Source organism: Actinomycetospora aurantiaca (assembly GCF_037401875.1).
Taxonomy (GTDB): Bacteria; Actinomycetota; Actinomycetes; order Mycobacteriales; family Pseudonocardiaceae; genus Actinomycetospora; species Actinomycetospora aurantiaca.
Map to the genome: position 1 here is coordinate 516,238 of NZ_JBBEGN010000001.1, position 21,464 is coordinate 537,701.

Below are 21,464 nucleotides of genomic sequence, written 5' to 3' on the forward strand. Positions count from 1 at the left end.
CGACACACCTTAGGGAAGCCTCACCTTGCCGTAGTCCGATTTCAACCGCCGTGCGAGTCCCACTACAGCCGACGGTGACGACCCGAGCACGCGGGGTCGAGGGCGTGGACCCCGGTTCCGGGGCACCGGCCACCACCCCGACGGTGGTGCTGGGCCGCGCATCCCCTGAACGGCCCTGTCATCGGTCACGCACCGTGATGAACGCTGAGGTGCATGAGCGCACTCGTGCAGGTCGTCGTCATCGGGCTCGTCTGTCTCCTGGTCGGGGCCGGCCTCGAGGTCCATCGCCGGTCCCGGGTCCGGGCCCGCGGGGACACCCTCGACGTCTGGTGCGCCGGGCAGGGCTGGCGCCGGGAGACCGACCACGCCGTCGCGCGGACCGTCGGCGCCCGCGTCGCGGCCCCGCTCCTCCCCCACGGCCGACCCGAGCACCTCGTCGCCGGGGCGACCGCCGACGGGAGGGAGGCCGTCGCGGTCGGCTGGACCCACCAGACCCACAGCGGTGGCATCGGCGAGGACTCCTCGAGCACGACGACGACGCACCACGACGTCGTCGTCGCCCTGCGACTCGCGGGCACGCACCCCGAGCTGCGGATCGGTCCGCACCCGGCCTTCGTGCTGTTCGACCGTGACCGCGCCCGCGTGTGCCGCACGGGTCACCCCGACGTCGACCACCGCCTCCGCATCGTCGCCGACGACGGCGCCCACGCCGCCGCGGTCGCCCCCCACGACGTCCTCGTCCACCTCGCCGCCGACCCGTCCCGCACGTCCTGGTGCCTGCGGGGCGACTGGCTCTTCGGACGTCGGCGCGGGGTGCTCGAACCCGCGGGCCTCGAGGCCCTGCTCGCGCAGGCGCAGTGGCTGGCCGACCGCGCCGACCGGGTCCTCACGGTGCCGGCGGGATCTCCGGCGCCGGGACCTCGAACGCGTTGAGCAGCGCCGACGTGGCGAGGTACATGCCGACGAGGTGCACCAGGTCCAGCACGCCATCGCGACCGAACTCCGCCTCGGCCGCGGCATAGGTGGCGTCCGCGACCCGGTGGGTCCGCACGAGCTCGTCGGTGAACCGGTGCGCGGCCAGCTCGGCGGCGGTGAAGCCGTCGGTCGAGGAGGACCGGAGCCCGTCGATCACGGTCTCCGAGACGCCGACCGACCGGGCGACGAGCACGTGCGCGTAGATCTCGTACGCGGCGTGCCAGGCGACGCCGACGGTGAGGATGACGACCTCCCGGATCGCCGCGGGCAGCGCGGAGTTCCGCTGGTCGTTCGCGACCCAGCCGTTGAACGCCCGCCCCGGCCCCGGGCGCAGCGCGAACGCGTTGAACGGCCCGATCAGCCCGCCGCGGTCGTCGGTGGCCGCGAAACCGGAGCGCTCGGCCCAGCGCTGCGCGCGATGGTGGAGCTCGCCGACGGCGGCCTGCTGGTCGTCGTCCAGGTCGAGGGTCTCGGCGCGGGGCAGCCGACCGCCCCAGTACTCGGCGTCCGCGGCGGGATGCTGGGTCATGGACCCCCGATTACCCCTCGGCGGGAGGCGTCCACCGGAACAGCGTCGAATCGCGCCGGACGAAACCGCACCGCTCGTAGAGCCGGATCGCGGACTCCCGCGACGGCCGCGACGTGAGGTCCACGGTGCGGGCGCCGACGGTCGTCGCGCGGTCCAGCGCCGCCCGGACGAGCGCCTCGCCGACCCCGCGCCCGCGGGCCGCCTCGTCGACCACGACGTCGTCGACGTGCGCCCGCAGCCCCGTCGGCAGCGGGTACATGACCAGCGTCAGCGCGCCCACCACCGTGTCGTCCAGGGTCGCGGTGAACAGCGTGCACGCCTCGTGCTGCACCACCCACGCGATCGTCTGCTCGTCGAACGCCGCCGACCGCGACAGCTGCGGCAGCAGGCGCTCCACCGCCGCCAGCAGGGCGTCGTCGACGCGCTCGACGATCTCGATGGACACGGTCTGCGTCTCGCTCACCCGGGTGACGGTAGACCCGTCCGCTCGGCGCACCGCGGGACCCGATCGACGTGCCGCCCGGACCCGGACGAAGCGGACGGCCCGGACGACCCACGCCGTCGGCGCCGGCCGCCCGCCTGCTCCAGGTGGCGGTACGGACGCTCTTCGGGACGGCGGGTGTCGGCGCGTCCGCGCCGGGCGGTCACCTCGCCGTGCGCCGGGAGGGTGAGCGGTCGGACGGTCCGCTCACCGACCGTCGCTGTAGATCACGGGAAGGTCTCGATAGTGTCTCGCCCGGCTCACCGCCCGGTGGGCCACCGAGCACTCCGCCCGGGTCACCGTTCCGTCCCGGTGGCCCGCTCCCCGGGTGAGGTGCCTCGGGACACGCGTGCGAGCCGACCGGTCCCCAGCGGTCGTCCGCCCGAGTGGCCAGGACGAGCGGTGGGCCCCGAACCACCGTGCAGGGCCGAGAAGGACACCCCCGTGGGACGTCACGCCTCGCTCGCCGGCGCTCCGGTGACCATGCCGTTCGCCGCCGTGAACCGCACCGACCGCCGCGACCGACCCGAGCCCCGCTCGCACTCCTCGCACACGTCGTTCACCACCGGTTCGCTCACCCGCGCCGGGATCGCCGCCGCGCTGGTCACGGCGAGCGCCGCCGCCGTCGCCGGCTCGACCGGGGCGTTCCCCGCCCTGACCGACTCCCTGTCCGACTCCACGGACGTCAGCCAGGCGGCGACGCTGCTCTCGTCGTCCTCCCCCGCCGCCGCGGCGGTGCCCGCCCCGCGCGCGGCCACCGTGGCCCCGGTGTCGCTGGCCGCCGCCCCGGCCGTGGCCGCCCCCGCCGTCAAGAGCGAGTCGCCGGCCCAGAAGGCCGCGGCCACGCAGGCGAAGGAGAAGGCCGCGGCGGACAAGGCCGCGAAGGCCGCGTCGACCGCGAAGGAGAAGGCCGCCCCGGCGAGCCTCGGCTCGCTCGGCGACCGGATCGTCTCCCAGGCGGCGGCGTTCAAGGGCGTCCCCTACGAGTGGGGCGGCACCACCCCGAGCGGCTTCGACTGCTCCGGGCTGACGAAGTACGTCTTCGGCAAGATGGGCATCAGCCTGCCGCGCACCTCGCAGGCGCAGTACGACAAGGCGGAGCACATCTCGCAGAGCCAGGCCCAGCCCGGCGACCTGGTGTTCATGGGCGGCGAGAACAGCATCTACCACGTCGCGATCTACGCCGGGAACGGCAAGATGTGGACCGCGCCGGAGACCGGGCAGAGCGTGAAGCTGGGCAACCTCTTCGGGGACTACCACTTCGGCCGCATCCGGTGACGCAACTCTCGGCCTGACTTGCTGACACTCACTGCCACGTTCCCGATGGAGCGGGTACCACGGTTCGTGGCCCGCGACCGAGAGCGCTGAGGGAGGCGGCATGTCGACCGACACCGACCTGGACGCCCGGCCCGCGACCGTCGACGACGCGCCGCGGGCCGAGGCACCGACCGCGACGACCCCCGCCCCGGCGCCCGCACCCGCGCAGCCCGCCCCCGCCGACCCGCCGTCGGGAACGAGCTCGTGGATCGTCCCCCTGCTGGTGCTGGTCGCCGGGATGTTCATGTCGGTCCTCGACATCAGCATCGTCAACGTCGCGATCACGACGATGCAGAACGACTTCGGCGCCACCACCGACGAGATGCAGTGGGTGTCCACGGCCTACTCCCTGGCCGAGGGCGTCGTCGTCCCGGCGAGCGCCTGGCTGGGCATCCGCTACGGGCTCGGCCGCGTCTACACGATCGCGATGATCTTCTTCGCGATCTTCTCCACGCTCTGCGGCTTCGCGTGGGACATCAACTCGATCATCGCCTTCCGCATCCTGCAGGCGATCCCCGGCGGCGTGATCCCCGTGGTGGCGCTGGCCGCGCTCTACAAGATCGTGCCCAAGGGCAAGCTCGGCGCCGCGATGGGCATCTACGGCCTGGGCATCATCTTCGCCCCGGCCATCGGCCCGACCCTCGGCGGCTACCTCGTCGAGTACGTCAACTGGCGCCTGATCTTCTTCATCAACGTGCCGATCGGCGTCGTCGGCGTGCTTGCGGCAATCTTCTTCCTCCCGAGCTTCCCCACCCTGCACGGCAAGAAGCTGGACGTCCCCGGGTTCGCCGCGGTCGCGGTCGGGCTGTTCTCGCTGCTCCTGGCCCTGCACGAGGGGCCGAAGTGGGGCTGGACGTCGTACCCCACGCTGATCCTGCTGACGGTCGGCGTGCTCGCGCTCGCCCTGTTCGTCGTCATCGAGCTCGAGGTCGACGAGCCGCTGCTCGACCTGCGGGTCTTCACCCACTGGCCGTTCACCAACTCGCTGCTACTGATCTCGATCATCTCGATGGGCCTGTTCGGGGTGCTCTTCTACATCCCGGTCTTCCTGCAGCAGTACCAGGGACTCGGCGCGTTCGAGACGGGGCTGCTCCTGCTCCCGCAGGCCCTGGTGATGGCCTTCGTGATGCCCGCCGCCGGGTTCATCTGCGACAAGATCGGCGCCCGCGTGCCGGCCGCGATCGGGCTCGCGATCGTCGCGTACACGACGTGGGAACTGGCCGGGATGACGATCGACGTCTCGCACGGCCACCTCGAGCTGCTGCTCGCCGCCCGCGCGGCCGGCATCGGGCTCGCGATGATGCCGATCATGACGGGCGGGCTGGGCTCGCTGCCGTCGTTCCTCTCGGAGAACGGCAGCGCCGTGAACACCCTGGTCCAGCGGGCCTCGTCGGCGATCGGGCTGGCCGCCATGACCGCGATGATGACGATCCAGCAGGCCCAGGCCTCCGCCGACCGCAGCGGGCTGGTCGACTCGTCGTCGATGAGCAGCGCGGGCGCGTCGGGCGGGTCCGGCGGGATGATGGAGCAGTACCAGATGTACTCGCAGCTGCAGAGCCAGGTGTTCGTCACCGCGATGAACGACCTGCTCTACGTCACGGCCGTCCTGACGGCGCTCGGCGTCCCGCTGGCGCTGATGCTGCGCCACGGGAAGCCGGCGCCGTCGGACGGCCCGACGATGGCCCACTAGGGGTCAGTGGCAGGACCTCCCCGGATTCGGCGGGACGTCCAGCGCCGGGTTCGCGTCGAAGAACCCGACCGGCTTGAGCGTGAACCCGGTGTACTCGACCGGCATCACCGGCCAGTCCTCGGGGCGCGGGAAGTGCGTGGTGCCGAAGGTGTGCCACACGACGATGTCCTCGCCGTCGACGTCCCGGTCGGCCTGCGTCCACCGCGGCAGGCCGTCGCCCCCGGGGTTCTGGTTGACGAAGTCGCCCGCCGGATACCGCTCGTCCGGCCGGTACGGCGTGACCCAGAGGTTGTGGGTGGAGAACCCCGCGCGGGCGTGGATCGACGAGTTCTCGTCGGCCAGCAGCGTCGCCTTGTTCTCCGGGTGCAGCGCGTAGCCCACGGGCTTCCCGACGGCGTTGCGCTTCTCCGGGTTGACGATGTGCCAGGTCCGCACCACCGACCCGTCGTTGTCCCGCTGCGCGCCGGCCTCGCTGGCGAGCCGGGTGACCTTCCGCCGGAACGCGTTGCCGTACGGGTTGCCCTCCCCCATCGGCACCCGCTCGGCCTCGACCTCGTCGACCGCGTTGCGCACGCCGTCCACGGTCATGTCGAGCCGGGCGCAGAACAGGTGCTGGTGGTACGGCGCGCCGAGCCCCGGCGCCACCTCGGCCGCGTAGTCCCCCGGCGTCGCCGACGCGAACACGATCCCGGTCGCCTTGACCTCGAGCTGGATGGTGCCGTCGAGGTAGAGGTACCAGTAGAAGCCGTAGTCGTAGTTCCCGATCGGCACGAAGAACGAGATGACCAGGCGACGCTGCCGGCGCACCTCCGAGGCCTGCGTGAAGAACAGGTCGGTGTGCTTCCACAGCACGCCGTAGTCCTCCTCGTGCATGCAGATCGCCTTCGAGATCGTGCGCGGGTTCCCGTCGTCGCCCGCGATCACCGCGTCGGTGTAGTGGATGTCGCCGAGGCAGTCGCAGCCCAGTCGCAGCGAATCCGCGTACCGGGCGAACATGTACTCGCCGCAGTCGAAGTAGTTCTGCCAGAACCGCACCGGTGCCGGATCGGCGTAGGGCACGACCATCTCGGCGACGCTCGCCCGGTGCACGATCGGCCGGCCGTCGAACGCGACCTGGTGCAGGGTCAGGCCCTCGCGCTCGTTGAACCCGTAGCGCAGGTCCCACTTGCCCCAGCGGACGTGGTTGCCCTCGACGGTGAAGCTGCGGCCCTCGGGCTGGGTGATCTCGATCGGCTTGAGCGAGTCCAGCGGCGGGCCCTGCACGGCCGGGTCCTGGAAGTTGCCGGACACCTCGGGGACCGCGACGTGCTGCTGGTCGATCACGCGGTCGACGCTGCGGTGCGTGAGGTCCACGTAGGCGACCAGCCCGTCGATCGGGTGCGCCCACGGGTGGTCGTCGGGCCCGTCCTGCCGGAAGCCGAACGCGCGGGCCATCCGGCGCCCGACCTCGTCGGGGTAGTCGTAGACGCCGGCCGAGAGCGGGACGGCGCGCACGGTCATCGGGTCGATGCCGCGGGCGGCGAGGGCGTCGGTCCAGCGGGCGTCGGCGCGCAGGATGTCGTCCATCGGCTCGAACTCGGAGTCGATGATCGGCGGTTGGCCCTCCCGCGCGGGGTCCAGCTCCCGGCCGGAGACGACCTCGCGACGCGTCGCGGAGACGACGGTGTCCCACGAGCGGCCGGAGTCCAGGTCGAGCAGCACCACGCGGAAGCGGCGGTCGACCGCCCTGCCCGTGCTGCCCGGGGTGAACGCGAGCACCTCGGCCTTCGGCGGTTCCTCCAGGTCGGCGAAGCAGTAGCGCACCCGGTCGGTGAGCAGGTCGGCCTCGACGAGCACCTCCCGGACGGCCGCGTACTCGGCCTCGGTCGGCATCTCCAGGGGGTGGGTCACCCGGCTGACGGTGGCGGTCATGCGAGCTCCTTCTGCGACGGGTCGGTGGTCGACGGGACAGGGGTGGGGGCGGACTCGCGGCGGGTGAGGCCGACGACGACGCCGGCCACGGCGACCACCGCGAGGACGGCGCCCAGGGCGAGCGCGAGGCCGGTGGAGCCGCCGATCAGGGTCGGGAAGTTGGCGATCGTGAGGACCAGGCAGACCGCGAGCCCGACGAGGCCGAGCACCGGGGCGACGCGCGTGTGCCAGGTCCGCCGGTCGGCCCCGGTGCGGGCGAAGAACACCAGCACGGCCAGGCACGTGACGACCATGAGGACCAGCAGCCCGAGCGTCGCGACGCCCGCGGCCCAGGCGAACACCTGCGCCACCGGGTCCAGGCCCGCGACGACGCAGACCGCGATGATCACGAGAGACAGGCCGGTCTGCGCCAGCGACGCGACGTGCGGCGAGCCGTGCCGCGCGTGGGTGCGCCCGCACGCGCCGGGCAGCGCGCGGTGCCCGCCCAGGGCGTACCAGTAGCGGGCGGCCACGTTGTGGAACGACAGGATCGCGGCGAAGAGGCTGGTCACGAGCAGGATCGTCACGACGTGGCCCGCGAACGGGCCGAGCCAGGTGGTGACGGTGGAGATGAGCAGCGTGCCGGGGTTCGCGGCCGCCTCCGCGACGACCGCGGAGTCGCCCCAGGCCGACACGACCGCCCAGCTCGAGAGCGCGTAGAACGCCCCGACGACGGCGAGCGCCAGGTAGGTCGCGCGCGGGATCGTGCGCTGCGGGTCACGCGCCTCATCACGGAAGACCGCGGTCGCCTCGAACCCGATGAAGCTCGCGATCGCGAACATCACCGCGATCCCCACCGCGCCGGAGCCGATCTGCGCGGGCTGCAGGAACGCGGTCGAGAGCCCCTCCGGGCCGCCGCCGGAGACCGCGACGACGACGTCGAGCACGAGCACGACGGCGATCTCGGCGACCAGCAGCACTCCCAGCACCCTGCTCGACAGCTCGATGTGGCGGTAGCCCAGCACCGCGACCAGGGCCATCAGGACGAACGTCCAGGCCCACCAGGGCACGCTCGGTCCGCCGAACGACGTCACCAGCTCGTCGAGGGCCGCGCCGACGTACCCGAACACCGCCGCCTGCACGGCCGCGTACGTCGCGAGGGCCAGGAAGGCGGCGCCGAGGCCCAGCGGGCGGCCGAGCCCGGCGCGGACGTAGGTGAAGAAGGCCCCGGCGTCGGGGACGTGCGGGCTCATCGCGCAGAAGCCGACCGCGAAGAACGCCAGCACGACCGCGCAGAGCACGAAGGTCGCGGGGAACGCGGCGCCGTTGCCCGCCCCGATGCCGATCGGGACCGACCCCGCGATCACGGTCAACGGGGCCGCCGCCGCGACGACCATGAACACGATCGCCCCGGCCCCCAACGACCCGGACAACCGACCTGACGGTGCGCTCATGGGCGCGCTCCTCACCGACGACGGATATGTCGCGGGTCACGCTGACGATCCGGCGGTGGCAGGGTCAAGACCGGGTACGGAACTGCGGGACCGAACGTTCACGCATTCCCGCGGAATGGGCGTCGGCGGTCTGCGGATTCCCGGAACGGAGAATGCCGCGGCCCGATCGCCGGTCGAACGGGAATCGTCCGGAACCGTTTCTCGTTCGGGACCGTTCCGCTCGTGATCCCCGCGCTCTACGGTACGGCGGTGCGCGCGACGCGAGGGATCCCGGGGCTGCGGGCCCGCTCCCCCGTGGCGGGGCTGCGGCGCCGCACGCTCGGCCCGCTGGGCCTCCTCGCGCAGTCCGTGGCCACGACGGCGCCGGCCGGCGCGATGGCCGCCGTCCCGCTGCTCGTCACGACGGCGGCCGGGCGCGACGCGCCCTGGTCGGTCGCGATCGCGGCCGTGCTGGTGGGGCTGGTCGTGGCGTCGACCGCGGTGTTCTCGCGGCGCATGGCCGCCGCGGGCGGGCTCTACAGCTTCACGGCCAAGGGGCTCGGACCGGGCGGCGCGTACGCGTGCGCGGTGGCGATGGTGCTGGGCTACGGGCTGCTGGTGGCGGCCGCCCTGGTCGGCGCGTCCTGGTACGCCCGGGCGCTGGTCGAGCGGCTGTGGCCGGTGGACACGACCGCGGTCGGGGTCGCGGTGGTCCTCCTGCTGAGTGTCGCGATCGCCGCGTGCGCGGTGCGCGGGGTCCGGCTCGCCGGCCGCGTCATGCTCGTGATCGAGGGCGTGTCCATCACGCTGATCCTGGTCGTCCTGGTGGCCCTCGCGGTGCGCGTCCAGTCCGCCCCGGTGCCGCCGCTGCCCCCGGGCGGCCCGGCGGGCGTCGCGGCCGGGGTGCTCCCGGCGGTGGCGGCGTTCATCGGGTTCGACTCGGCGACCGCGCTCGGGGTCGAGGCGCGGCGGCCGTTCGCGAGCGTCCCGCGGGCCGTCGCCGTGACCGCCGGGGGCGCGGCGGCGCTCTACCTCGTGGCGATGCTGGTGCACCTCGCGGCGCCCGCGGTGCTGCCCGCGCTCACGGTGGCCGGTCCCGACGGCGGGCCCGGGGCGGCCGTGATCGGCGACTGGGCGCCGGTGCTCATCGACGCCGGGATCATCGCCTCGTTCGGCGCGTGCACGCTGGCCGCGCTGAACACGCTGGTGCGGGTGCTGTTCTCGCTTGCCCGGGAGGGCGTCGCCCCGGCGCTGCTGGGCCGCACGCACCGCCGGTACCAGACCCCGGCGGCCGCGGTGGGGCTGGCCGTGCCGCTGCTGGCCCTCCCGCCCGTCGTCGGGACCCTGGCGGGGATCGCGCCGCAGGACCTGCTGGGCGGCCTGCTCGCCGTCGCCACCGTGGGGTTCCTCGTCGCGTACCTGCTGGTCTGCCTGGCCGCGCCGCGCTTCCTGCGCCGGATCGGGGAGCTCACGCCCGGCGTCGTCGTGACGGCGTGCGTCGCGGTGCCGGCCCTGGCCGCCGTCGTGGTGGTCGCCGTCGCGTCCCCGGCCGGGCCGTGGCTCCCGGCGACCGTGGGGATCGTCGTGCTCGCGGCCGTCGCGGGGTGGGTCGTGCTGCGCCGGACCCACGCGGCCGAGCTCGACGGCATGGGCGTCTACGACGAGACGACCGCCTCGGACCTGCACGGCGCGGACCTGCACGGCGGGGACCGGCACCGGTGACCGACGCGGCGCGCACGATCACGGGGCGCCAGCCCCAGGCGGTCCGCAGCGCGCTCGCGGTCCTGGAAGCGGTCGCGGCCGCGGGGATCGGTGCGACCGCCAAGGACATCTCCGCGGACCTGCGCATCCCGCCCGCCACGACCTACCGGCTGCTCAACCTGCTGGTGGCCGAGGAGTACCTGGTGCGGCTGCCCGACCTGCGGGGGTTCGCCCTCGGGCGGCGGGCCGCGAACCTCGCCCCCGCCCCGCTGAGCACGCCGACCGCGGCGCGGGCGGTCATGGAGCGGCTGCGCGGGCGGGTGCGGTGGGGCGCGCACCTCGCGGGATACACCGGGCACCGCCTGGTCTTCCTCGACCCCGACCCGGACCACCCGCCCGCCGACGCCGGCGAGCTCTCCCGGCACCTGCACGCGAGCTCGCTCGGGCGGCTGCTGCTGGCCGAGCACGACGAGCACCCGGCCGTGGGAGCGCGCCTGACCCCGCACACCGTCGTCGACCCGGCCGAGCTGGGGCGCCGGCTCGACGCGATCCGGTCGGGCGGCGTCGCGCGGCAGTGCGGGGAGTTCCGGGCGGAGTTCGGCTGCCTCGCCGTCGGGGTCCGGGCGCCGGGCGACGGACGCCTGGTCGCGGGCCTCGCCCTGACCGGCCCCGCCGCCCGGGTCGCGGCGCCCAACGAGGACCTCGTGGAGGTGCTGCAGGGGTGCGCGGTGGAACTCGCGCCCCTGTTGGCGTAGCCAAGGTGAGCACTTGTCCGTGTCCGGACACGGTGTCTGTGCTCACCTGCGGGTAACCGCACACCATGGGAATCAAGGACGCGATCACCCGGGCCGGCAAGAAGCTGCAGGGCGAGGACGGCCCGCTCGACCCGCCGGTGGCCGGGGAGCCCTCCGAGCAGGACGTCGCCACCGACCCGCGCGTGGCGTCGAGCCGCGCCACCGGCGGCGTGCACCCCGACACCGACACGAGCTGGGACGAGATGTCGGTGACCGGCACCGGGGACACGGACGAGTTCGTCGGACGCGTGGCCGGCGACGACCCCGCGTACGCGGAGGAGACCGGCGCCGAGGCGCGACGCACCCGAGAGTAGCCCGAAAGGGTGTCCAACTTTAGCCCGTTCAGCGCAGTGTTGCCGTAGGATCGTACGCGTGAGCAGCGAGCCGGCGGTGGGCTACTTCGCGTCGCTCCACGTCGACGAGCTGGGCGTGGTGCGGCTGGTGTGGCGGTCCGGGCTGCGCATCACCGGCGAGATCGCCGAGTACGCGATCCGCGCGGTCGACGAGCTGAACGGCGAGGCCCGCCGACCCATGCTCATCGTGGGCTCGGAGACCCCCACCACGCGGGAGGCGCGCGCCGTCTTCGGCCGGGAGTCGTCGGTGACCCGCATCGCGATGCTCGGCCGGTCGGTGGTCGACCGGACGATCGCCAACTTCTCGCTGTTCGTCAATCCGCCGGCGGCCCCGACCCGGTTCTTCACCGAGGAGGACGCCGCCCTGTCGTGGCTGCTCGATGACGGCGCACGCGGGTGAGGACCTGGCCCGCCGCCTCGACGAACTGGCGGGGTTCGTCGTGGAGCTGGCGGCGGGCCGCCTGGACGCCCGGCTCGACCCGTCCCACGAGTCCGACGAGATCGACGCGATCGTCGTCGGGCTCAACATGCTCGCCGAGGAGCTGCAGGGCCTGACGCACGACCTCGAGGGCCGGGTCGTCGAGCGCACCCGGGAGCTCGCCGACGCGCACGCCGCCCTGGAGCTGCTCGCCCACTCCGACCCGCTGACCGGGCTCGCGAACCGCACCCTGCTCGGGCAGCGGCTGCGCCAGGTCGAGCAGGCGGGCACCGTGCCCGCGGTGCTCGTCCTGGACCTCGACGGCTTCAAGGCGATCAACGACAGCTTCGGCCACGAGGTCGGCGACGAGCTCCTGGTCGCGGTCGCCGAGCGCCTGCGCGGGCTGGTCCGCGACACCGACACGGTGGCCCGGCTGGGCGGCGACGAGTTCGCGATCCTCGTCCAGGACGCCACGCCGGACCAGGCCCTGGACATCGCCGAGCGCATCCGGACCGCCCTGGCCGCACCCGTCGTCGTGCAGGGCCGCTCGTGCTGGGTGAGCGCCAGCGTCGGGGTGCGGCTGGGTACCAGCGGCGGGGCGTCGACCGCGAACTTCCTGCGCGACGCCGACACCGCGATGTACCTCGCCAAGTCCCGGGCACGCGGCGGGGTGAGCGTGTTCGCCCCCGCGATGCGCCGCGAGGCCCAGGCCCGCACGCGCCTGGCCGACGAGCTGCGGACCGCGCTCGCCACCGGCCAGCTGGTGGTGCTCTACCAGCCGATCGTCGACCTGGAGACCGGGCGCGTGGCCGCCGTCGAGGCGCTCGCCCGCTGGCGGCACCCGGAGCGGGGTTTCCTCACGCCGGACATGTTCCTGTCGGTCGCCGAGGACACCGGCCTGATCACCGCCCTGGACATGTGGGTGCTGGAGACCGCGGCGGCGCAGGTCGCGCGGTGGCGCGCGGACCTGCTGGGCGACCAGCCGTTCTCCGTCCACGTCAACGTCTCCCCCGTCGAGCTGCGGGCGCCCGGGTTCGTGGACGGCATCGTCGCCCGCACCCGCCGGCACGGCCTGCGCCCGCAGGACGTCACCCTCGAGATCACCGAGCACCGCCTGCTCGGGGAGGACGCGGCCACCCGCGAGGCGCTGGAGGGGCTGCGCGAGGCCCAGGTCGGGGTCGCCATCGACGACTTCGGCACCGGCAGCTCGTCGTTGGGGTACGCGCGGCGCGCCTTCGTCGACGAGGTGAAGATCGACCGGTCGCTCGTCAGCGACCTCGACACCGATGACCAGCAGATGCGCGTGACCGCGGCGATCCTGGTGATGGCGCACGCGTTCGACCTGACCCCGATCGCCGAGGGCGTGCAGACCGAGAGCGAGGCCCACGCGCTGCGCACGCTGGGCTGCCGCCTGGGGCAGGGTTTCTTCTGGAGCCGGCCGGTGCCGGCTAGCGAGCTGGAGGATCAGCTGCGAACGCGGAACGCCTGACCTTCCCCGCGTCGTCGCGCAGCGGGTGGTCGACGAACGCGTAGGTCCGCGGCCGCTTGTGCCGGCTCAGTCGCTCGTCGAGGTGGGCGCGCAGGGCGGGTTCCGACGACGGGTCCGCCTGGACCACCGCGTGCACGGCGCGGCCGAGGTCGGGGTCGGGCACGCCCACGACCACCGCGTCGCGCACCGCAAGGTGGGCGAGCAGCGCCGCCTCCACCTCCGCGGGGTACACGTTGGCACCGCCCACCACGACCATGTCCGCGCGCCGGTCGGCGAGGTGGAGGTAGCCCTCGGCGTCGAAGGAGCCCAGGTCGCCCAGGGACTCCCAGCCGTCGCGGGCCCGGGGCTCGGCGCCGAGGTAGTGGTAGGTCGGCCCGCCGTCGGGCCGCATCCAGATCTCGCCGACGACGCTGGGCGGCACCACGCGGCCGTCGTCGTCGGTGATCCGGACGTGGCCCCGGGTGACCCGCCCGACCGAGCCCGGGTGGGCGAGCCAGTCACGCCCGTCGATCATCGCGCTGGCCTGCGACTCGGTGCCGGAGTAGAGCTCGAGGAGGATCTCCGGGCGCGGCAGGCGGGCGAGCCAGCCGCGCTTGACCTCCGGCGGGCACGGCGCCCCGACGTGCAGGGCGGTGCGCAGGCTGCCCAGGTCGCCCCAGGCGTCGTCGGGCACGGTCCGCAGGATGCGCGCCATCATCGTCGGCACGAGGTAGAGCCACGTGACCCGGTGCTCGGCGACGAGCTCCAGCGTGCGGGCGGCGTCGAAGCGCTGCATGAGCACCACGTGGTGGCCCTGCAGCAGTGCCATGAGGCTGAACATGTACGGCGCGTTGTGGTGCAGGGGCGCGGTCGCGAGAAAGACGCCGTCGCGGTCGATCCGCAGGCCGTCGGCGCGGGCGAGGACCTGCTCGGTGCAGGCGGCCTGACCCGACACGATGACCTTCGGCGTGCCCGTCGATCCGCCGGAGGTCGGCGCCTTCCAGGACGGGCCCACGACGTCGGGCAGCGGCGCGTCGTCCGGGTCCGGCTCCAGCGGCCGGTCCACGACGACGGCGGGGGCCCCGACCGCGAGGATCGCGTCGCGTTCGGCGGCGGGTTGCCGCGCCGGCAGCGGCAGCGGCACCGCGCCCAGCTTCCACGCGGCGACGCTCGCGATCACGTGGTGCACGGTGTTCGGCAGCGCGATCGCGACGAGGTCGCCGCGCGTCACGCCCCGCGCGGCGAGGGTGCGCGCCACCTGGGTGGTGCGGCGGTCGAGCTCCGCGCGGGTGAGGACGTCCTCGCCGTCGGAGACCGCGGGCGCGTCCGGGGCCTCGGCGGCCAGCTCCCGCAACCGCACGGACAGGGGCGTGAACTCGGGCGCGTCGGTCACGCCCCGAGCGTGCCCCACGGGCCGGGTCGGCGCGGGTCAGCGACGCAGGGTGTCGCGGGGATGGCAGCCGTGCAGTCGCCGGTAGTCGCCGGAGAACCGGCCCGCGCTGCCGAAGCCCCACCGGGCCGCGATCGCCGCGACCGTGTCCCCGCGGGTGGGGTCGCCCGCCTGGAGGTCTTGGTGCGCCCCCGCCATGCGGACGCGCCGCAGGTACTCCAGCGGGGTCGTGTCGCGGTGCCGTCGGAACGCGAGCTGCAGCGCGCGCGGGGACACCCGGGCCGCCGCCGCGACGTCGTCGAGCCCGATGTCGTCCCGGGCGTGCTCGTCCATGTACTGCGCGGCGCGCCGCACCACGGCCGGCTCGACCCGTCCGACGGGCGCCGCGTCCCCGGCCAGGGCGGTGTTGGGGAAGGTCGTGAGGAGGGTGGCGGCGAGCATGCGGAACGCCTCCCCCTGCACGAGCGGGGAGTCCCGGCCGACCGTGTCGCCGAGGACGCTCTCCCGCACGTGGGCCACGGTGGCGTCCCAGAAGCGGGCGGCGGCGGGCGAGACCGGCTCGAGCCCGGTGAAGGTGACGTCCGCCCCGTCGGTGCCGCGCAGGGCCGCCGCGTACTGCGTGAACCGGTCGCGGTCGAGCATGAGCCCGGAGACGTCGACGTCGTCGGTCGCGGCCTCCCACGGGTCGTCGGGCGGGACGAGGAAGACCTCGCCCGCGACGGCGCGCAGGTCGACACGGCGGGTACGGAACCCGACCCGCCCCCGGTAGACCCGGTCCACGCAGTAGACGCCGCCTGCGGGCCGCCGTAGCTGATGGGCGCCGGACACCGGAAGCGCCCCCACGACAAGCCGTGGCCCTGGTGCATCTCCTGCGCGAAGGAGAACCTCTCGGGTCGCGCCGGCATCTTGACGCCGCGGGAGATGCTGTAGCTGTCCCGGATGACGTCGGCGGCGCGGCCGGGGTCGGTGGTGGAGAACTGCGGCTGCCAGGGGCCGGTCGCAGTATCGACGGTGGCGGACATCGGCTCCTCCGGGCTCGTGCGGCCCGGTGGGCGAGCCGGGTCCGGGGATGTCGCCCGGTCGCGGCGTCGCGGACGCGCGAGTCCAGTGGAGCGGTCGGGGCGCCGCCGTCGGCGCCCGTCCGGTCAGCCGATGCAGTCGGCGCAGGCCTCCTGCTGGGCGGCCGGGTCCCCGCCACCGGCCCACACCCGCACGACCGCGGCCGTGGGGGCGGTGCCGTGGTGGTGGACGGTCCCGTCGGCCATGGCGCGCTTGAGGGCGGCGACCGCGCCGGGAACGCCGGGGGTGACGGCCGGGAAGGGCCCGGACGCCGGCTCGCGGGAGCTGGGGACGGCGATGTGCTCGGTCGAGACGGTCATGCCCTCTCGACGGCCGTCCGCGGCGGGGACTTGATCCCGGGCCTCGTCGCTGCCCGTGGCCGTGGCCGACGTGATCATGCCCGGATGATGGCACGGATGCCGCTTCGCCGTGATCGTGTGTAGCGACACACGGCCGGACGCGGCGTTGCGCCATCCTTGCGGACCAACGAGCCGGTCCGGGGAAGGTCGACCGCGACAGGCCCGGGAACACCCGAACGTGTGTCGGCGGAGGCAGAGGGTCCGACGGGCGGACCGTCGGGACCCGCCCGACGGGCTCCACTAGGCTCCCGCACGCGGTGTCGTCGCGCGGGTGACGGCGCGCGGGGGGCAGTAGCTCAGCTGGTCAGAGCAGCGGACTCATAATCCGTCAGGTCGTCGGTTCGAGCCCGACCTGCCCCACCCTCACAGGTACGGCCGGGTGATCAGCTCCAGGTAGTGGCCGACCGGGTCGAGCAGATAGACCCCGCGCCCGCCGTGCTCGGTGTTGGTCTCCCCGGGGCGGGTGCGCTGCGGGTCGGCCCAGTGGTCGCGCCCGTCGGCCCGGATGCGGGCCACGGCACGGTCGAAGAGCTCGTCGTCGACGAGGAAGGCGTAGTGCTGGGGCTGGATCTCTCCGAACGCGTCCGGCGGCAGCGCGGCGAACTGGAACAGCACGCCGTCGTCCAGGGCGATGTTGACGAACGGCCCCCACGACGGGGCCTCGTCCGCCTCGAGCAGGCGGCGGTAGAAGGCGGCGGAGGTCGCCGCGTCGCGCGCGGCGACGATGGTGTGGTTGAAGCGGGACATGACGGTTCTCCTCGGTCGTGGACGACCGGGGAGGGCACGCGCGACGACACCCGCCGTCCGGGAGAGACCTGCGCCCGCGGGCCGCGCGGGGGTGTCGAGCGGACTCCTTCCCGGTCGGGCCCGTCGGGGGCGCGTGGCGACCGTAGCGCGTGACCGGGACGTTGCGGACAGATCAGCACGAGATCACCGATCGCCCGGACGGGTGGCAGGGGCCCGCACCCGCACCCACCTGGGGCGCAACCGCTGGTGACGGCGGATTCGACACGTTTGACGATGATCTTCGTGTTACGTGTGCCCGTCACGCCGTGTTCGTCCCCGAGGGGTCTCGTTGCCCCGATCGACACCGTCCGCGGTGTCGGACAGAGCAGGACCCACCGTCCCTTCGGGAAGGACCCCCATGCCCAGCACCCGCTCCCTGCGCCTCGGCTTCGCCGTCCTCTTCGGCCCGGCCCTCGCCCTCGGCGTGGCCGCGCCGGCCGCGAACGCCGCCGAGGTCACGCCGATCGCCGAGTACCTCGACCAGACCGTCGCCGACACCGAGGCCGAGGTCGGCGCCGTCCTCGACGACCTGGGGCTCGAGGCCGCCGAGTAGCCCGCACCGCCGCGGGGCACGACCCGGCCCGGATCTCCTCCCCTGGGGTCCGGGCCGGGTCCGTGTTCCGTAGCGATCCGGGGTCAGCGCTGGACATCGGCACATCGGCGGCCGACCATCGGAGCAGTCCCACCTCGAGGAGGCAGACATGCGCCTGGGCCGTCGACTCACCGCCGGGATCGCCGAGGACCCGCCCGCCCCCGTGCCCGCCGAGGTGGAGGCACCGGAGCCGGTCGAGACCGTGGACGCGGCGCAGCCGACGCCGGACCCCGTCGTCTCCGGGAGCTGAGCTGCCCCCGTCGTCCTGGCGGGCTCGCGGGCACGCCCGGCCCGAGGAGGCGCCGGGCACCCGCCCCGCCCTGCCGGGGTGGAAGATCGCCTACCCGATGCTGTCCGCGGACGGAACCACGGTCGGCTTCAACGGCGTCGCCCTCGGGCGCAGCCAGGTCTACGGCACGGTGGCCGAGGCGGTCTGCGTGCAGTCGCCGCGGCACCGCTGCCCGTCGACGTGGTGCGACTGCGGGTTCTACTGCTTCCACTCCGCCGACCAGGCCCGCGCGCTGGCCTGCGACGAGCAGTACGAACGCAGCGTCCTGCTGGAGGTCCTCGCCTCCGGGCGCTACGTCTCCTACGAGCTGGGGCTGCGCTACCAGCGCCAGACCGTGCGCGCGGTGCGCGTCGGCCGCTGCCGCTGCGGGCGGACGGCCGCGGCCCTCGACGACGTCGGCGGCGGCATCGTCGGCTGGCGACGCCTCGAGGCCGTGTGCCGGGAGTGCGCCGGGCGCCGCGCGGTGCTGTCGCTCGACCGGCTCGGGCGCCTCGCCGGCGTCCCGGTGACCGTCGACGAGGGCACCGAGCGCTCCTTCCTGGCCCCGCTCGCACCGCTGGAGGGCGCCCCCGACGCCGGGTCGTCCCCGGACCTCCCGCCCGAGGCGGAGATCCCGCTGCTCGCCGCCGAGGTGGCGCTGCTGCAGGCCCGCCTCGACGACGTCCAGCGCCGACTGCACGAGCTGACCGACCGCGGGTGAGGCAGGCTGTCGGCGTGACCGACAGCTCCGTGCTCGTGCTCGGGCCCCTCCTGCGCCACGTCGGGACGACGACCGCTCTCGTGTGGGTCGAGGTGGACCGGCCGGGCACGGTGGAGGTGCGCCTCGACGGCGGGGACGGCGGCGCGCACTCCGCGCCCACCTTCACCGTGTGCGGGGAGCACTACGCCCTGGTGATCGTGCGCGACCTCGAGCCCGACTCCACGTACACCTACGACGTGGCCCTCGACGGCCACCGGCTGTGGCCCTTCGACGGGCTCCCGCCGTCGCGGATCCGCACCCGCGCCGCGTCGTCGGTCCGCACCCAGCGGGTGGTGTTCGGCTCCTGCCGCTACCCCCCGACCGGCGACGCCGAGCTCGAGGCGACGCTGGGGGTGGACGCGCTGGACGCCTACGCGGCGCGCCTGCTCCGGCGGGTGACCGCGGCGCCGGACGCCGACGCGGCCGCCGCCGAGCTGCCGGACGTGATCTGCCTGCTCGGCGACCAGGTCTACGCCGACGAGACGACGCCGCGCACGCAGCAGTGGATCCGTGAGCGTCGGGGCGATGACGAGGGCGCGGGCGCGGAGATCGCGGACTACCCCGAGTACGCGCACCTGTACGCCGAGACGTGGCGGGACGTCGAGGTCCGCTGGCTGCTGTCGACGGCGCCGGTGGCGATGATCTTCGACGACCACGACGTGCGCGACGACTGGAACACCTCGCAGCGCTGGCGCGAGGAGATGGCGCAGCTCGACTGGTGGCCGACGCGGATCCGGGCCGGCCTGGCGTCGTACTGGGTCTACCAGCACCTGGGCAACATGGACCCGGAGACGCTCGAGCACGACGAGCTCTACCAGAAGGTGGTCGCCTGCGAGGGCGACGCCTACCCCCTGCTGGAGGAGTTCGCGGCGCGCGCCGACGAGGCCGTGGGCCGGCCGTCCGGGGTGCGGTGGAGCTACCGCTGGGATCTCTCGGGGACCCGGCTGCTCATGGTCGACTCGCGCTGCGGGCGGGTGCTCAACGACGACGAGCGCCTGATGATCAACGACGACACCTTCACCTGGCTCGAGGCCCAGGTCACCGACCCCGACCTGGACCACGTGCTGATCGGCTCGTCGATCCCGTGGTTGATGCCGCCCGCGATCAGCCAGGTCCAGACGATGGACGAGCTCTCGGCCGCCCGCGGCAGCCGCGCCGCGGAGTGGCTCCGCCAGGCCGTCGACCTGGAGCACTGGCCCGCGTTCCGGGCGTCGTTCGACCGCCTGGCCCGGCTGGTGGAGCGGACCGCCGCGTCGTCCGCGGCCCCGGCCACCGTGTGCGTGCTCTCCGGGGACGTCCACCACAGCTACGCCGCGCGGGCGGCCTTCCCGACGCCGGGCCGCGCGCACGTCTACCAGCTGACCTGCTCGCCGGTGCGCAACAGCGTGCCGTGGTTCATGGAGTACGTGTTCGCCGCGGGGTGGACGCGTCCGATGACCCGGGTCGCCCGCCGCATCGGTCGCTGGTGGGGCGTGGACCCGGAGCCGGTGGACTGGGACGCGATCGGCGGGCCGTACTTCGGCAACTCCATCGCGACGCTGGAGGTCACCGGCCGGGCGGCCCGCGTGCGGTTCGAGCGCTCGACCCGCGAGGGCGGCCTTGAGCCGGTGAGCGTGCTGCCGTTGACGTAGGTGGCTCCGCCTCGTGAGTACTTGTGGCGGTCATGGCCGCCACAAGTGCTCATGAGCCGTCAGGCACCTCGGAACGTCGCCTTCCCGTGGCCGCGCTCGACGAACGAGTCCATCGCGCCGCGCAGGTCGTCGGTCGCGAACAACTTCCCGGCGATCCCGGCGGTCCGGGAGTTCGCGACGTCGAGCCCGTCCGCGGCCAGCGACGCGAGGATCTCCTTGGTCGCCGCGTGGGCCGTCGTCGGGCCGGCGGCGAGGTCGCGCGCGAGCGAGCGCGCGGTCGCGTCGAGCTCGCCGTCGGGAACGACCCGGTCCACCCCGCCCCAGCGCTCCATCTCCGCTGCCCCGAACCGGCCCGCCGTCATGACGAAGTACTTCGCGCGGCCCTGCCCGACCCGCTGCGCGAGCCGCTGCGTGCCGCCCATCGCCGGGGTCAGACCCACCGTCGCCTCGATCAGCCCGAAGCTCGCGGACTCGGCGGCGATGATGAGGTCGCAGGCCAGCGCGAGCTCGAACGCCCAGGTGAGGGTGAGGCCGTGGGCGGCGAAGACGGTCGGGAACGGGAGGCGGTGCACCCGCTCCCCCAGCTCCACGAGCTCGGCGAAGTAGCGGGTGCCCGCTTCCACGTCCGCGTTCTGGAAGATCGGGAGGAACGAGTCGCGGACGTCGACGCCGCCGCTGACGACCTTGCCCTCGGCCCGGAACAGCGCGCCGCGCGGCTTCTGGGTCTCGAGCCGGGTCACGGCCTCGGCGAGGGCCGTGTGCAGGTCGCGGTCGTAGAGGTTCAGCGGCGGGTGGTCGATCGTGACGACGGCGAGTGCGGGGTCGGAGCCGGTCTCGACGCGGATCGGGGAGGTCACGAGGGGAACCCTGCCACGGAACCGTGGGACGATCGGGTTGCGTCGGGGGAGACGGAGCGAAGCGGAGCTCGACCCGTCGGGAAGGGAGTGTGACGACCATGTCGCTGCCGCTGTCCGCGTCCTGGCCCGGCCACCTCCTCGACCTGGCGGAGTGGGACGCCCTGCCCGAGGACACGAGCCGGCAGATCGAGCTCGCCGAAGGAGTCCTCCAGGTGGCCCCGAAGCCGATCCCGATCCACCAGCGCGTGGCGAAGCGCCTGACGATGCAGTTCGACGGCGCGGCCGCGGGTCGCTGGGAGGCCTTCTCCGAGGTCGAGATCGTGATCGAGGACGCGCCCGCGGCGACCGTGCGTGCGCCCGACGTCGTCCTCGTCCGGCCGGACATCCCCGTGACGGTGCCTCGGTGGACGGCGAGCGAGGTGCTGGCCGCGATCGAGGTCCTCTCCCCGGGCAGCCGTCGGCTCGACCGCATCGTCAAGCTCCACGAGTACGCCGACGCGGGCATCCCGACCTACCTGGTGGTCGATCCCGGCCCGCCGGTGGAGCTGACCGAGTTCGCGCTGGCCGACGGGGCCTACCGGCAGGTCGCGGTGCACCGCGGGACGGCGGCGGTGCAGCTCGGCGTGACGCTGGACCTCGACGCTCTGGGCTGACTGTCGGACCCCTGTGCTCTCCTGATCATGGTCGTCGCGGGGTGTCGGTGGGAGGTCCCC

22 protein-coding genes and 1 tRNA gene are annotated in these 21,464 nt (G+C 74.0%); 14 read left to right on the plus strand and 9 right to left on the minus strand.

The window, feature by feature from the left end:
• The first annotated feature begins 213 nt into the window (after window positions 1-213).
• Window positions 214-933 carry a hypothetical protein gene (locus WCD74_RS02330; RefSeq protein WP_337693204.1) on the plus strand — a complete coding sequence of 240 codons (720 nt, stop codon included), beginning with the start codon at window positions 214-216 and terminating at the stop codon, window positions 931-933.
• Here WCD74_RS02330 and WCD74_RS02335 read toward each other — a convergent pair.
• Both WCD74_RS02335 and WCD74_RS02340 read right to left on the minus strand, forming a co-directional pair.
• The gene (locus tag WCD74_RS02335) at window positions 887-1,504 is read right to left on the minus strand and encodes a carboxymuconolactone decarboxylase family protein (RefSeq protein ID WP_337693205.1); all 618 of its coding nucleotides are present in this window, start codon (window positions 1,502-1,504) and stop codon (window positions 887-889) included. The genes WCD74_RS02330 and WCD74_RS02335 overlap by 47 nt on opposite strands.
• Before the next feature lie 10 nt (window positions 1,505-1,514).
• The gene (locus tag WCD74_RS02340) at window positions 1,515-1,967 is read right to left on the minus strand and encodes a GNAT family N-acetyltransferase (RefSeq protein WP_337693206.1); all 453 of its coding nucleotides are present in this window, start codon (window positions 1,965-1,967) and stop codon (window positions 1,515-1,517) included.
• A 462-nt stretch (window positions 1,968-2,429) separates the two neighbouring features.
• Between WCD74_RS02340 and WCD74_RS02345 the strand changes: the two genes are divergently transcribed.
• Both WCD74_RS02345 and WCD74_RS02350 read left to right on the plus strand, forming a co-directional pair.
• Window positions 2,430-3,263, plus strand: a complete 834-nt coding sequence (locus WCD74_RS02345; RefSeq protein ID WP_337693207.1) for a C40 family peptidase — start codon at window positions 2,430-2,432, stop codon at window positions 3,261-3,263.
• 100 nt (window positions 3,264-3,363) lie between these two features.
• Window positions 3,364-4,992 carry a DHA2 family efflux MFS transporter permease subunit gene (locus WCD74_RS02350; RefSeq protein WP_337693208.1) on the plus strand — a complete coding sequence of 543 codons (1,629 nt, stop codon included), beginning with the start codon at window positions 3,364-3,366 and terminating at the stop codon, window positions 4,990-4,992.
• 3 nt (window positions 4,993-4,995) lie between these two features.
• Here the strand turns inward: WCD74_RS02350 and WCD74_RS02355 are convergent, their stop codons facing one another.
• Both WCD74_RS02355 and WCD74_RS02360 read right to left on the minus strand, forming a co-directional pair.
• Window positions 4,996-6,903: a primary-amine oxidase gene (locus tag WCD74_RS02355; RefSeq protein ID WP_337693209.1), complete on the minus strand. Its 1,908-nt coding sequence runs from the start codon at window positions 6,901-6,903 to the stop codon at window positions 4,996-4,998.
• Window positions 6,900-8,336 carry an APC family permease gene (locus tag WCD74_RS02360; RefSeq protein ID WP_337693210.1) on the minus strand — a complete coding sequence of 479 codons (1,437 nt, stop codon included), beginning with the start codon at window positions 8,334-8,336 and terminating at the stop codon, window positions 6,900-6,902. The genes WCD74_RS02355 and WCD74_RS02360 overlap by 4 nt, the downstream gene beginning before the upstream one ends.
• Before the next feature lie 249 nt (window positions 8,337-8,585).
• Between WCD74_RS02360 and WCD74_RS02365 the strand changes: the two genes are divergently transcribed.
• The 5 genes from WCD74_RS02365 (at window position 8,586) to WCD74_RS02385 (ending at window position 13,070) form a co-directional block, all read left to right on the plus strand.
• Window positions 8,586-10,037 carry an APC family permease gene (locus WCD74_RS02365; RefSeq protein ID WP_337693211.1) on the plus strand — a complete coding sequence of 484 codons (1,452 nt, stop codon included), beginning with the start codon at window positions 8,586-8,588 and terminating at the stop codon, window positions 10,035-10,037.
• Window positions 10,034-10,771 (plus strand): IclR family transcriptional regulator, encoded by a 738-nt coding sequence (locus WCD74_RS02370; protein ID WP_337693212.1) that lies wholly within the window; start codon window positions 10,034-10,036, stop codon window positions 10,769-10,771. The genes WCD74_RS02365 and WCD74_RS02370 overlap by 4 nt, the downstream gene beginning before the upstream one ends.
• 65 nt (window positions 10,772-10,836) lie before the next feature.
• Window positions 10,837-11,124 (plus strand): hypothetical protein, encoded by a 288-nt coding sequence (locus WCD74_RS02375; protein ID WP_337693213.1) that lies wholly within the window; start codon window positions 10,837-10,839, stop codon window positions 11,122-11,124.
• 58 nt (window positions 11,125-11,182) lie between these two features.
• Window positions 11,183-11,563: a DUF7793 family protein gene (locus WCD74_RS02380; protein WP_337693214.1), complete on the plus strand. Its 381-nt coding sequence runs from the start codon at window positions 11,183-11,185 to the stop codon at window positions 11,561-11,563.
• On the plus strand, window positions 11,544-13,070 hold the full coding sequence (locus WCD74_RS02385; protein ID WP_337693215.1) for a putative bifunctional diguanylate cyclase/phosphodiesterase: 1,527 nt from the start codon (window positions 11,544-11,546) through the stop codon (window positions 13,068-13,070). The genes WCD74_RS02380 and WCD74_RS02385 overlap by 20 nt, the downstream gene beginning before the upstream one ends.
• On the opposite strand, the gene WCD74_RS02390 is transcribed toward WCD74_RS02385, so the two are convergent.
• The 3 genes from WCD74_RS02390 to WCD74_RS02400 all read right to left on the minus strand — a co-directional run bounded on the left by WCD74_RS02390 (window position 13,030) and on the right by WCD74_RS02400 (window position 15,896).
• Window positions 13,030-14,442: an AMP-binding protein gene (locus WCD74_RS02390; RefSeq protein WP_337693216.1), complete on the minus strand. Its 1,413-nt coding sequence runs from the start codon at window positions 14,440-14,442 to the stop codon at window positions 13,030-13,032. The two genes, WCD74_RS02385 and WCD74_RS02390, sit on opposite strands and share 41 nt — an antisense overlap.
• A 36-nt stretch (window positions 14,443-14,478) precedes the next feature.
• Window positions 14,479-15,219 carry an AraC family transcriptional regulator gene (locus tag WCD74_RS02395; protein ID WP_337693217.1) on the minus strand — a complete coding sequence of 247 codons (741 nt, stop codon included), beginning with the start codon at window positions 15,217-15,219 and terminating at the stop codon, window positions 14,479-14,481.
• Window positions 15,220-15,584: 365 nt separating this feature from the next.
• Window positions 15,585-15,896 carry a hypothetical protein gene (locus WCD74_RS02400; RefSeq protein WP_337693218.1) on the minus strand — a complete coding sequence of 104 codons (312 nt, stop codon included), beginning with the start codon at window positions 15,894-15,896 and terminating at the stop codon, window positions 15,585-15,587.
• A 246-nt stretch (window positions 15,897-16,142) separates the two neighbouring features.
• Between WCD74_RS02400 and WCD74_RS02405 the strand changes: the two genes are divergently transcribed.
• Window positions 16,143-16,217 (plus strand) — tRNA-Ile (locus WCD74_RS02405).
• Between the two features lie 3 nt (window positions 16,218-16,220).
• Here WCD74_RS02405 and WCD74_RS02410 read toward each other — a convergent pair.
• Window positions 16,221-16,604, minus strand: a complete 384-nt coding sequence (locus WCD74_RS02410) for a VOC family protein (protein WP_337693219.1) — start codon at window positions 16,602-16,604, stop codon at window positions 16,221-16,223.
• 397 nt (window positions 16,605-17,001) lie between these two features.
• Here WCD74_RS02410 and WCD74_RS02415 point away from each other — a divergent pair, with 397 nt between their 5' ends.
• From WCD74_RS02415 to WCD74_RS02430, 4 genes are all read left to right on the plus strand, one after another.
• Window positions 17,002-17,196, plus strand: a complete 195-nt coding sequence (locus WCD74_RS02415; RefSeq protein ID WP_337693220.1) for a hypothetical protein — start codon at window positions 17,002-17,004, stop codon at window positions 17,194-17,196.
• 148 nt (window positions 17,197-17,344) lie between these two features.
• Window positions 17,345-17,485 (plus strand): hypothetical protein, encoded by a 141-nt coding sequence (locus WCD74_RS02420; protein WP_337693221.1) that lies wholly within the window; start codon window positions 17,345-17,347, stop codon window positions 17,483-17,485.
• A 97-nt stretch (window positions 17,486-17,582) separates the two neighbouring features.
• Window positions 17,583-18,224, plus strand: coding sequence for a hypothetical protein (locus WCD74_RS02425; RefSeq protein ID WP_337693222.1), 642 nt, complete (start codon window positions 17,583-17,585; stop codon window positions 18,222-18,224).
• Between the two features lie 14 nt (window positions 18,225-18,238).
• Window positions 18,239-19,894, plus strand: coding sequence for an alkaline phosphatase D family protein (locus WCD74_RS02430; protein ID WP_337693223.1), 1,656 nt, complete (start codon window positions 18,239-18,241; stop codon window positions 19,892-19,894).
• Between the two features lie 59 nt (window positions 19,895-19,953).
• Here the strand turns inward: WCD74_RS02430 and WCD74_RS02435 are convergent, their stop codons facing one another.
• Window positions 19,954-20,751 (minus strand): enoyl-CoA hydratase/isomerase family protein, encoded by a 798-nt coding sequence (locus WCD74_RS02435; protein ID WP_337693224.1) that lies wholly within the window; start codon window positions 20,749-20,751, stop codon window positions 19,954-19,956.
• A 98-nt stretch (window positions 20,752-20,849) separates the two neighbouring features.
• Here WCD74_RS02435 and WCD74_RS02440 point away from each other — a divergent pair, with 98 nt between their 5' ends.
• On the plus strand, window positions 20,850-21,404 hold the full coding sequence (locus tag WCD74_RS02440; protein ID WP_337693631.1) for a Uma2 family endonuclease: 555 nt from the start codon (window positions 20,850-20,852) through the stop codon (window positions 21,402-21,404).
• Window positions 21,405-21,464: the final 60 nt, after the last annotated feature.